Genomic DNA, 10,196 nt, shown 5'->3' on the forward strand with positions numbered 1-10,196 from the left:
TTTTTTATTTCTATAATTGTGCATACTACATAATAGTTATGATAGAAAAGGGGCTGTTATATGCTTGTAAGGCTTGGTTACGTTGCGATGAGTGTACATTTGAAGAATGCATCTCCATCTCAAACGATGACGTATGCACAGTTTCAGAAATTAGATGATCGTGCTGCTGCAATTCGTAAACTTGAAAGAATTGCTAATTCCAATTTAGAAAATTGTTTACGTTTATTAAAGCATAATAAAGGGCATGACATATCTTTCTTTCGGCTCAGTTCAAAGCTCATTCCTTTAGCGAATCATGAGGAATTGCTAGAGTGGAACTATATTCGTCCTTTAAAAGAAAATTTAAAAAAACTAGGTGAATATGCAGTTCATATGAATATGAGAATTGATTTCCATCCAGATCATTTTGTTGTACTAAATTCACCTGAGGAGAGTGTTTTTAAACAATCTGTAAAAACATTGCAGATGCACAAAAAATTATTAAAAGGTATGGGGATTGAACATAAGCAACGATGTGTACTGCATGTTGGAGGAGGATATAAAGATAAAGAACTTGCATTAGAGCGCTTTATAGAGAATTGGTCGAATGTCCCAAGGGGTATTCAAGAAATGATTATATTAGAAAATGATGATACAACCTTTACGTTAGAGGAAACATTATATTTAGGAGAAAAATTAGATATTCCCGTCGTATTTGACTTGCATCACCATATGATGAATAATGAGCAAGAAGATTGGTATGAAGATTGGGCACGTGTCGTTCATACGTGGGAAACGTCTTTGTTGCCGGTTAAAATGCATATCTCTAGCCCTAGAGAGGGAAAAGATCCAAGAGCTCATGCAGATTATATTAATGTAGAGGCATTTTTATCTTTTTTAAGAAGGATAAAGGGAAGTGTTCCGCAAATTGATTGTATGATTGAGGCAAAGATGAAGGATGAGTCTTTATTTCAATTAATGAGAGATTTAAGTGAACAAGTAGATGTAGAAATTATTGATGGTGCAAGCTTTTATATTAAATAAGCTTTGCACCATCTTTTTTTTGGTTAAAAAAGGGGTTAAAATGCCACCGGTTATTAAACCTGTTAAATGACTGATCGGATTGGCAGAAGGGTTAAAGAAAGTAAATAGTAGTAATAGAAGAATCATAATTGAGAAAATGGCAATTTCTTTTGGTTTTGAAGAGCGGTATCGATTGTACAATAAAAATAACTGTGCACCTAATAGTCCGAAAATACCACCTGATGCACCTGCGTGAATATATTCAAGCGGCATAATAATATAAGAAGAAATATTTCCAGAAATTCCAGAGAGAAAAAATAGAATAAAAAAAGAAAAGTGTCCGAGTTGCTTTTCGATAGAAGAACCAAGAGCGAACAAAAAAATACTATTAGAAAGAAAATGTTGTAAGTCTACGTGTACGAGAAGAGAAGTTATGACACGCCACCATTCTCCTTTAGCGATATATTCATTAGAGGCTGCCAGTGGTAAGAGAAAAAAGTCGCCTAATATCATCATGACTAAATGAATAAGAAGTAAGGTAAGAATAGTCGGTTGTAAAGAAATATGAGTGGATTTTATTAGCATACGGTTACTTTCACCCCTTTTGCATCAGAAAGATTCTCTGTTATTCTTATCAATATGAAAGAAGAAAGTTAAATAGAAGAAGGGGATTTCGAAATGATTATAGGGATTGGTATCGATATTATTGAATTAAATCGTATTGAAAAAATGCTAGATGGAAAGCTTAAATTTATGGAACGTATTTTAACGGAAAATGAACGTAATGTTGCTATGGAGCTGAAAGGAAGTCGCCTTACAGAGTTTGTAGCTGGAAGGTTTGCAGCGAAAGAGGCGTATTCAAAAGCTGTAGGTACTGGTATCGGAAAAGAAGTGAGTTTTTTAGATATTGAAGTGAAAAATGATGAAAGAGGTAAGCCAATTCTGATTACAAGTACAGAGTATATTGTTCATTTATCAATTAGTCATAGTAAGGAATTTGCTGTTGCTCAAGTTGTTTTAGAAAGCTCGTCACGCTAGTCTGCATATTTTATATCTTTGTCTCATATATTTGAGGTAGCGATAAGGAAGGTACATCTTCCATTCATTTATAGGGGCAAAGGGGCTGAATTGATGAAAAGGCGTCTGTTTTTAGTTCTTGTCGGTTTGTTGACCGTTTTTGTGTTGGCGGGTTGTGTGGAAAAGAAGCAAGATGATGTCGTGAGAGATTTAGAATCAAAAGTAAAAGGGATGAAAAGTTATCAAGCTGAGGCAAAATTATCTATTAAAACAGGCAATGAGCCTCAAGAGTATAACGTAGAGATTTGGCATAAGGAACCGTCTTTTTATCGTGTGAATTTAAAGAATGCAAAAAAAGATCAGAGCCAAATTATTTTGAGAAATGAAGAAGGTGTATTTGTATTAACGCCAGCACTTAATAAGAGCTTCCGTTTTCAAAGTGATTGGCCGCAAAATAGTAGCCAGGCTTATTTATATGAATCACTTGTAAGAGATATTTTGCAGGACAAGAAAAACCTTACTTTTGAGAAAACAGATAAGTATTATATTTTTAAAACAAAAACAAACTATCAACATCAAAATATGTTGCCGAGACAAGAGATTACATTGAATAAGAGCGACTTGACTCCAGTTTCAGTGAAGTTAATGGATAATGATCAAAATGTTCTTGTGAAAGTAGATTTCTCTAAAGTGAAATTCGATGCGAAATTTGATAAAGGTGCATTTGATACGAAACAAAATATGTCTAGAGCACAGGTAGATGTTCAAACAACAGCGAAAGAAGACAAACCGTTTGCTATTTTGTATCCACTTGATACACCACAAGGTATGACTCTGCAAGATGAAAAAGAGTTGAAGACAGACAGTGGCAAGCGTGCGATACTCACATACACTGGAAATAAGAAATCCTTTACTTTAATACAAGAAAAGGCAAAAGTTGCAGAGGCGTCATCAGCGGTAAGTGTAAGTGGAGAACCAGTTGATCTTGGGTTTACGATTGGTGCATTAACGAAAGACTCTGTAACGTGGTCGCATAACGGAGTAGAATATATGCTCGTGTCTAAAGGTTTAGAGCCGAAGGAGCTGTTAATGGTTGCTCGTTCAGTTACAGCGAAGCAGGTGAAGTAAACTTCTTAGACGTGGTGATATATGTGCACCACGTCTTTTCTTAGTTTGAAGGTGGATTTCATAAAAGAAGCATATAAAAGAATAAGCTTCGCATATCGTGTATAAGGAAGTGTATTTATGGAAGAAGCACCATTTTACCGTGACACTTGGGTGGAAGTGGATTTAGATGCCATTTATAACAACGTTACACATATTAAAGAGTTCATCCCAAGTAATGTAGAGATTTTTGCTGTAGTTAAAGCAAACGCATATGGGCACGATTATGTACCGGTGGCTAAAACGGCATTAGAAGCAGGTGCAACAAGGTTAGCTGTTGCTTTTTTAGATGAAGCTTTAGTGCTTCGGAGGGCTGGTATTACTGAACCGATTTTAGTGTTAGGTCCCTCGCCGCCGCGTGATGTAAATGTAGCTGCTGAAAATGATGTAGCGCTAACTGTTTTTCAAAAAGAATGGGTGGAAGAAGCAATTAAACTTTGGGATGGTTCATCTGTAATGAAATTCCATATTAACTTTGATAGTGGTATGGGGAGAATTGGAATACGTGAAAGAAAAGAGCTAAAAGAATTTTTAAAGAGTTTAGAGGGTGCACCGTTTTTAGAGTTAGAAGGAGTATACACGCATTTTGCAACGGCAGATGAGGTTGAGACTTCGTATTTTGATAAGCAATATAACACGTTCTTGGAGCAGTTAAGTTGGTTGAAAGAATTCGGAGTGGATCCTAAGTTTGTTCATACAGCTAATAGTGCTGCGACGTTACGTTTTCAAGGGATTACATTTAATGCAGTGCGAATTGGGATTGCAATGTATGGATTATCTCCTTCTGTAGAAATACGTCCTTTTTTACCATTTGAATTAGAACCGGCGCTATCACTTCATACGAAAGTCGCTCATATTAAACAGGTAATTAAAGGTGATGGAATTAGTTATAACGTCACCTATCGAACGAAAACTGAAGAATGGATTGCGACTGTAGCGATTGGCTATGCAGATGGGTGGCTTAGAAGGTTACAAGGATTTGAAGTGCTTATAAATGGTAAAAGGGTACCGATTGTAGGGCGAGTAACAATGGATCAGTTCATGATTCATCTTCCTTGTGAAGTGCCACTTGGTACGAAAGTTACGCTTATTGGAAGGCAAGGAGATGAGTATATTAGCGCTACAGAGGTTGCGGAATACTCAGGGACTATTAATTATGAAATTATTGCAACGATCAGTTTCCGTGTGCCAAGAATATTTATACGGAATGGTAAGGTTGTAGAGATAATTAATTACCTGAACAATATATAGAAGGTAGTATGATTGCTTCTTGTCATTGGAGTGACTGTTCATTGCTGGATAATAAGCTCTTTTTGATGAGAAGCTTTTTACTTATAATCATTTTTTATATAAGTTGCACGTAAGTTTTGAAGAGGGGTTCTATTGTTTTGAGTTAGTTATGAGATAAAAAATTTAAGAATATGAATGTTTTGTTTGTGAATTGGAAAACATAAGCAAGGAATAAGGAAGTCTTTGCAACAGGCTCCATACAATGGTATTATTACAATAGGTGTCATATATATATTTGGGTGTGTAGTTGACGGTGGAGGTGTATTTTTGTGTCCGAATCAAGTGTAACTACTGAAATCGTGGTTCGGTTGCCAAAGCAAATGGTAACGGAATTGGACGGAATTGGAAAACAAGAGAATAAGAATCGCCATGAACTAATTTGCCAGGCAACACAATTGTTATTGCGTCAACATAAGACGAAGAAACGCTACCAACATGAATCAATGCGACGTGGGTACATTGAAATGGGAAAAATTAATCTTGGTATTGCATCTGAAGCTTTCTTAGCAGAGTATGAAGCAGCTCATACAGTAGAACGCTTAGTTAGCGGGGGGTAATATTTTGATTGTAAAACGCGGCGACGTGTATTTTGCAGACCTTTCCCCAGTTGTTGGTTCTGAGCAAGGAGGCGTTCGTCCGGTTCTTGTCATTCAAAATGACATCGGAAATCGTTTTAGTCCAACGGTGATTGTAGCGGCTATTACTGCACAGATTCAAAAAGCGAAATTACCCACTCATGTGGAAATTGATGCGAAAAAGTATGGTTTTGAGAGAGATTCTGTTATTTTACTTGAGCAGATTCGAACAATCGATAAGCAACGCTTAACGGACAAAATCACTCATTTGGATGAAGTGATGATGAGTCGTGTAGATGAAGCGTTACAAATTAGTTTAGGACTAATAGATTTTTAAATCGGCAGTTTAAGTTGCTCTCTTTGAAGGGCAACTTTTTTTATTATAGAGGAGGTTACGGTTGTATATGGAAATGGTAGATAATCGACAAGCGTTAATGAAAATGTTAGTGAAAGAATTAGGCTTTACCGAAAAGCAAGTTCGTCATGTTATTCAATTAACAGAAGAAGGTAACACAGTTCCATTTATTGCTCGTTACCGAAAAGAATGGACAGGCTCTTTAGATGAGGTGCAAATTCGTACGATTTTAGAGAGATGGCAATATATGATGCAACTTGAAGATAGGAAGGAAGAAGTTCTTCGTCTTATTGATGAGAAGGGGAAACTGACAGAAGAGCTGCGACAGCAAATTGTTAAAGCTACAAAGTTGCAAGAAGTAGAAGATCTATATCGTCCATATAAAGAGAAAAGAAGAACGAAAGCGACAATCGCTAAAGAAAAAGGATTAGAACCATTAGCTGAATGGTTATTGTTATATAAGAAAGAAGATCCGGCTAAAAAGGCAGTGGAATTTATTAATGTAGAGAAAGAAGTGCAATCTGCAGAAGAAGCTTTACAAGGTGCACAAGACATTATTGCAGAAATGGTTTCAGATGAAGCTGCGTATCGTAGTTGGATTCGAAATGTTACTTTTAGAAAAGGTGTTATGTCTTCGTCCGTGAAAGATGAAGAAAAAGATGAAAAGAATATATATGAAATGTATTACAGTTATGAAGAACCATTGCAAAAAGTAGTACCACATCGTGTATTAGCAATGAATCGTGGCGAGAAAGAAGATATATTGAGAGTTGCTGTTGTTCCGCCAGTAGATGAGATAGTAACTTTCTTAAATAAGAAAGTAATTCGTGATAACGATTCGAAAAGTGCACATTATGTACAATTAGCGATTGAAGATGGTTATAAACGATTAATTCAATCTTCAATCGAAAGAGAAATTCGTAAAGAATTAACAGAAACAGCTGAAGAACAAGCGATACATATTTTCTCTGAGAACTTACGTAACTTATTATTACAACCTCCGATGAAAGGGAAAGTCGTGCTAGCGGTAGATCCGGCATATAGAACTGGTTGTAAATTGTCTGTAGTAGATGATACGGGGAAAGTACTACATATCGATGTTATTTATCCGCATCCACCTGTTCGTAAATATGATGATGCAAAAACGAAAGTTCTTTCTATTATAGATAAATATCAAGTTGAAATGATTGCAATTGGTAACGGGACAGCATCTAGAGAAACAGAAGAGTTTATAGTAGATGTATTACAAAGTGTGAACCGAGATGTCTTTTATATTATTGTAAATGAAGCGGGTGCTAGTGTATATTCAGCTTCTGATTTAGCTCGTGAGGAATTCCCAAATTTACAAGTTGAAGAGAGAAGTGCCGTTTCTATTGGAAGACGTCTGCAAGATCCACTTGCTGAACTTGTGAAAATTGATCCTAAATCAGTTGGGGTTGGACAATACCAACATGATGTATCTCAAAAGAGACTGAATGAGTCATTAACATTTGTAGTAGAAACAGCTGTTAACCAAGTTGGGGTTAATGTAAATACGGCTTCGGTTGCATTGTTACAATATGTTTCAGGTTTATCGAAAACTGTTGCGAAAAATATTGTGGCAAAGAGAGAAGAAGATGGGAAATTCACAAAGCGCACGGAATTAAAGAAAATCCCGCGTTTAGGTGCAAAGACGTATGAACAATGTATAGGTTTCTTACGTATACTAGAAGGAGCGAATCCATTAGATCGAACAGGTATTCATCCAGAGCAATATAAAAATGTTGAATTGTTATTGAAGAGTCTAGGGTTATCGATAGATGACGTAGGACAACCGCAATTACAAAAGAGATTGGAAGAAGTAGAGATTTCTAAGTTATCTCAAGAAACAGGAGTTGGGGAGCCGACGTTAGTTGATATTATAGATGCGCTTATTAGTCCAGAAAGAGATATGAGGGATGAGTTGCCTAAACCACTTCTGAAAAAAGGGATTTTGAAATTAGAAGATTTAAAACGTGGTATGGAACTAGAAGGAACAGTTCGTAACGTTGTTGATTTTGGTGCTTTTGTTGATGTTGGCGTAAAGCAAGATGGTTTAGTACATATTTCTAAACTTAGCAAACAGTTTGTAAAGCATCCGTTAGATGTTGTGTCAGTAGGGCAAATTGTAAAAGTATGGGTAGATGATATTGATACAAAAAAAGGACGCGTTGCACTATCTATGTTGCCGATTGAATAGTAAGAGAAGAGAGCAGACGAAACTGCTCTTTTTTTATGGAATAAAAAGTGTAATGGATTATGAGCTTTGATGTATTTTGCTATAATAAAACCAGCATTCATTTAATAATTTAATTTGATACCGGTTTTTTTCGAAATATGCACGTTGCATTTGTTTTTTTAGCCACGTAGGCATAGGAATCCCTCCTTGTTTAATCCTGCTCTCAAAAATCTAAAATGCTATTGATGAGAGGTTGGTGAGTGGATTTCTATTCATGTTTTGTTTTTAGAAACCACGTTTCTTACATGAGGATGGGTATATGTACTATCTAATATATGTATAAGAAGGGAGAAAAGTGTAAAAATATTTTTTTGTTTAGGAGGAATGAGAGTGGATGAGCAAGAAATTCAGCGACTAGTGGAAGAAGTGTCACTACAATACTTTGAGGTACCGTTCTTACATAAAGCAGTGTTTAATAATAGATTACGTACAACTGGTGGGCGTTATTTATTGAAGAGTCATAATATCGAACTGAATTATCGATATTACGAAGTGTATGGTGAAGAAGAGTTAGTCGGGATTATTAAACATGAGCTTTGTCATTATCACTTACATATTGCAGGAAGAGGGTATAAGCACAGGGACAGGGAATTTCGTGAGTTGTTAAAGAAAGTTGATGCACCACGTTTTTGTAAACAAATGATTAATGAAGAGAAGGAAAAAAAGATTTATAAGTATGAATGTATGGAGTGTTCACTTCAATATGTAAGAAGGCGTCAAATAAATACAAAAAGATATGTCTGTGGAAAGTGTAAAGGGAAACTCAAACCGATATCGAAAACATCTTGACAGTAAAAACGCAATCCAGTATATTATAAACATGTCACGTTTGAACAAGATGTTGTTAAAAACTTCTTGACTTACAGAGAGAATTTTTATAAGATACAAATTGTCTTCATTATTCCGCAGTAGCTCAGTGGTAGAGCTATCGGCTGTTAACCGATCGGTCGTAGGTTCGAGTCCTACCTGCGGAGCCATACAGAGAAGTACCCAAGTGGCTCAAGGGGCTCCCCTGCTAAGGGAGTAGATCGCTAACGCGGTGCGAGGGTTCGAATCCCTTCTTCTCTGCCATACATATTGGCCCGTTGGTCAAGTGGTTAAGACACCGCCCTTTCACGGCGGTAACACGGGTTCGAATCCCGTACGGGTCACCACTTTTGGAGGATTAGCTCAGCTGGGAGAGCACCTGCCTTACAAGCAGGGGGTCGGCGGTTCGATCCCGTCATCCTCCACCATATAATTTTATATGAATAGTATTGTCGCGGGGTGGAGCAGCACGGTAGCTCGTCGGGCTCATAACCCGAAGGTCGCAGGTTCAAATCCTGTCCCCGCAACCAAATGGTCCCGTGGTGTAGTGGTTAACATGCCTGCCTGTCACGCAGGAGATCGCCGGTTCGACCCCGGTCGGGACCGCCATTTTAACTTCTGCTATATAGCAGTTGTTTTTTATTGGACATTATGGTACAATAACATTTGTCTTTGAAAAGAAGATAATTATTTCGATGGGCTATAGCCAAGCGGTAAGGCAACGGACTTTGACTCCGTCATGCGCTGGTTCGAATCCAGCTAGCCCAGCCATTTACGAGCCATTAGCTCAGTTGGTAGAGCATCTGACTTTTAATCAGAGGGTCGAAGGTTCGAGTCCTTCATGGCTCACTTTTGTTTTTTTTCGCGCGGTCGTGGCGGAACGGCAGACGCGCTAGGTTGAGGGCCTAGTGGGGGAAACCCCGTGGAGGTTCAAGTCCTCTCGGCCGCATCAAAAAAATCTTAAAAAGTACTTGCATTTGAAAATGTAGTATGATAAGATAATTGAGTCGCCAAATTACAACGACGAAAAAACATCATGAATAAGCGCCCGTAGCTCAATTGGATAGAGCGTTTGACTACGGATCAAGAGGTTAGGGGTTCGACTCCTCTCGGGCGCGCCAATTACGGGAAGTGGCTCAGCTTGGTAGAGCACCTGGTTTGGGACCAGGGGGTCGCAGGTTCAAATCCTGTCTTCCCGACCACGCGGGTGTAGTTTAGTGGTAAAACAAGAGCCTTCCAAGCTCTGGTCGAGAGTTCGATTCTCTTCACCCGCTTTTAGTTCTTTGAAAACTGAACGAAACAAACAACGTGAAACGTCAATTTTTATTTTAGATGCTAGACAAACTAACTTTATTGGAGAGTTTGATCCTGGCTCAGGATGAACGCTGGCGGCGTGCCTAATACATGCAAGTCGAGCGAATGGATTAAGAGCTTGCTCTTATGAAGTTAGCGGCGGACGGGTGAGTAACACGTGGGTAACCTGCCCATAAGACTGGGATAACTCCGGGAAACCGGGGCTAATACCGGATAACATTTTGAACCGCATGGTTCGAAATTGAAAGGCGGCTTCGGCTGTCACTTATGGATGGACCCGCGTCGCATTAGCTAGTTGGTGAGGTAACGGCTCACCAAGGCAACGATGCGTAGCCGACCTGAGAGGGTGATCGGCCACACTGGGACTGAGACACGGCCCAGACTCCTACGGGAGGCAGCAGTAGGGAATCTTCCG

General features: G+C 38.2%; 10 protein-coding genes, 12 tRNA genes and 1 rRNA gene. 21 read left to right on the plus strand and 2 right to left on the minus strand.

Annotated elements, in window-relative coordinates:
- Window positions 1–60 precede the first annotated feature (60 nt).
- The gene (gene uvsE, locus HMPREF1014_RS27030; protein WP_000961161.1) at window positions 61–1,023 is read left to right on the plus strand and encodes a UV DNA damage repair endonuclease UvsE; all 963 of its coding nucleotides are present in this window, start codon (window positions 61–63) and stop codon (window positions 1,021–1,023) included.
- Here the strand turns inward: uvsE and HMPREF1014_RS27035 are convergent.
- A complete protein-coding gene (locus HMPREF1014_RS27035; protein ID WP_009327651.1) occupies window positions 967–1,587 on the minus strand; it encodes a rhomboid family intramembrane serine protease in 621 nt (206 codons plus the stop codon). The two genes, uvsE and HMPREF1014_RS27035, sit on opposite strands and share 57 nt — an antisense overlap.
- Before the next feature lie 93 nt (window positions 1,588–1,680).
- On the opposite strand from HMPREF1014_RS27035, the gene acpS reads away from it, so the two are divergent.
- The 6 genes from acpS to HMPREF1014_RS27065 all read left to right on the plus strand — a co-directional run bounded on the left by acpS (window position 1,681) and on the right by HMPREF1014_RS27065 (window position 7,621).
- Window positions 1,681–2,040, plus strand: a complete 360-nt coding sequence (gene acpS, locus HMPREF1014_RS27040) for a holo-ACP synthase (protein WP_000583417.1) — start codon at window positions 1,681–1,683, stop codon at window positions 2,038–2,040.
- A 93-nt stretch (window positions 2,041–2,133) separates the two neighbouring features.
- A complete protein-coding gene (locus HMPREF1014_RS27045; RefSeq protein ID WP_000830136.1) occupies window positions 2,134–3,147 on the plus strand; it encodes a LolA family protein in 1,014 nt (337 codons plus the stop codon).
- A gap of 117 nt (window positions 3,148–3,264) precedes the next feature.
- The gene (gene alr, locus HMPREF1014_RS27050; protein WP_000390617.1) at window positions 3,265–4,434 is read left to right on the plus strand and encodes an alanine racemase; all 1,170 of its coding nucleotides are present in this window, start codon (window positions 3,265–3,267) and stop codon (window positions 4,432–4,434) included.
- Window positions 4,435–4,742: 308 nt separating this feature from the next.
- Window positions 4,743–5,030, plus strand: a complete 288-nt coding sequence (locus tag HMPREF1014_RS27055; RefSeq protein ID WP_000004570.1) for an antitoxin EndoAI — start codon at window positions 4,743–4,745, stop codon at window positions 5,028–5,030.
- A 4-nt stretch (window positions 5,031–5,034) separates the two neighbouring features.
- Window positions 5,035–5,385, plus strand: coding sequence for a type II toxin-antitoxin system endoribonuclease NdoA (gene ndoA / locus HMPREF1014_RS27060; protein ID WP_000635965.1), 351 nt, complete (start codon window positions 5,035–5,037; stop codon window positions 5,383–5,385).
- 67 nt (window positions 5,386–5,452) lie between these two features.
- Complete coding sequence (locus HMPREF1014_RS27065) at window positions 5,453–7,621, plus strand: Tex family protein (protein ID WP_000426236.1); 2,169 nt, start codon at window positions 5,453–5,455, stop codon at window positions 7,619–7,621.
- 57 nt (window positions 7,622–7,678) lie between these two features.
- Here the strand turns inward: HMPREF1014_RS27065 and cmpA are convergent, their stop codons facing one another.
- Window positions 7,679–7,795, minus strand: coding sequence for a cortex morphogenetic protein CmpA (gene cmpA, locus HMPREF1014_RS27070; RefSeq protein WP_001143642.1), 117 nt, complete (start codon window positions 7,793–7,795; stop codon window positions 7,679–7,681).
- 195 nt (window positions 7,796–7,990) lie between these two features.
- Between cmpA and HMPREF1014_RS27075 the strand changes: the two genes are divergently transcribed.
- The 14 genes from HMPREF1014_RS27075 to HMPREF1014_RS27140 form a co-directional block, all read left to right on the plus strand.
- Window positions 7,991–8,449 (plus strand): SprT family protein, encoded by a 459-nt coding sequence (locus HMPREF1014_RS27075; protein ID WP_000344242.1) that lies wholly within the window; start codon window positions 7,991–7,993, stop codon window positions 8,447–8,449.
- A 113-nt stretch (window positions 8,450–8,562) separates the two neighbouring features.
- Window positions 8,563–8,637 (plus strand) — tRNA-Asn (locus HMPREF1014_RS27080).
- A gap of 3 nt (window positions 8,638–8,640) precedes the next feature.
- Window positions 8,641–8,731, plus strand: a tRNA-Ser gene (locus HMPREF1014_RS27085).
- Between the two features lie 8 nt (window positions 8,732–8,739).
- Window positions 8,740–8,814, plus strand: a tRNA-Glu gene (locus tag HMPREF1014_RS27090).
- Window positions 8,815–8,819: 5 nt separating this feature from the next.
- Window positions 8,820–8,895, plus strand: a tRNA-Val gene (locus tag HMPREF1014_RS27095).
- 25 nt (window positions 8,896–8,920) lie between these two features.
- A tRNA-Met gene (locus HMPREF1014_RS27100) sits at window positions 8,921–8,997 on the plus strand.
- 3 nt (window positions 8,998–9,000) lie between these two features.
- Window positions 9,001–9,076: transfer RNA gene (locus tag HMPREF1014_RS27105), tRNA-Asp, on the plus strand.
- Between the two features lie 87 nt (window positions 9,077–9,163).
- A tRNA-Gln gene (locus tag HMPREF1014_RS27110) sits at window positions 9,164–9,238 on the plus strand.
- A gap of 5 nt (window positions 9,239–9,243) precedes the next feature.
- Window positions 9,244–9,316: transfer RNA gene (locus HMPREF1014_RS27115), tRNA-Lys, on the plus strand.
- Between the two features lie 17 nt (window positions 9,317–9,333).
- Window positions 9,334–9,416, plus strand: a tRNA-Leu gene (locus HMPREF1014_RS27120).
- A 95-nt stretch (window positions 9,417–9,511) separates the two neighbouring features.
- Window positions 9,512–9,588 (plus strand) — tRNA-Arg (locus HMPREF1014_RS27125).
- A gap of 4 nt (window positions 9,589–9,592) precedes the next feature.
- A tRNA-Pro gene (locus HMPREF1014_RS27130) sits at window positions 9,593–9,669 on the plus strand.
- Window position 9,670: 1 nt separating this feature from the next.
- Window positions 9,671–9,741: transfer RNA gene (locus HMPREF1014_RS27135), tRNA-Gly, on the plus strand.
- 76 nt (window positions 9,742–9,817) lie between these two features.
- Window positions 9,818–10,196: ribosomal RNA gene (locus tag HMPREF1014_RS27140) — 16S ribosomal RNA — on the plus strand; the annotation flags it as partial.

The organism is Bacillus sp. 7_6_55CFAA_CT2 (assembly GCF_000238655.1).
Classification (GTDB): domain Bacteria; phylum Bacillota; class Bacilli; order Bacillales; family Bacillaceae_G; genus Bacillus_A; species Bacillus_A cereus.

What these genes read in the sequence shown, in the direction of transcription:
- uvsE (WP_000961161.1), top strand. Translation starts at nt 61, where the DNA reads ATGCTTGTAAGGCTTGGTTACGTTGCGATGAGTGTACATTTGAAGAAT.
- HMPREF1014_RS27035 (WP_009327651.1), bottom strand. Translation starts at nt 1,587, where the DNA reads ATGCTAATAAAATCCACTCATATTTCTTTACAACCGACTATTCTTACC.
- acpS (WP_000583417.1), top strand. Translation starts at nt 1,681, where the DNA reads ATGATTATAGGGATTGGTATCGATATTATTGAATTAAATCGTATTGAA.
- HMPREF1014_RS27045 (WP_000830136.1), top strand. Translation starts at nt 2,134, where the DNA reads ATGAAAAGGCGTCTGTTTTTAGTTCTTGTCGGTTTGTTGACCGTTTTT.
- alr (WP_000390617.1), top strand. Translation starts at nt 3,265, where the DNA reads ATGGAAGAAGCACCATTTTACCGTGACACTTGGGTGGAAGTGGATTTA.
- HMPREF1014_RS27065 (WP_000426236.1), top strand. Translation starts at nt 5,453, where the DNA reads ATGGAAATGGTAGATAATCGACAAGCGTTAATGAAAATGTTAGTGAAA.
- cmpA (WP_001143642.1), bottom strand. Translation starts at nt 7,795, where the DNA reads ATGCCTACGTGGCTAAAAAAACAAATGCAACGTGCATATTTCGAAAAA.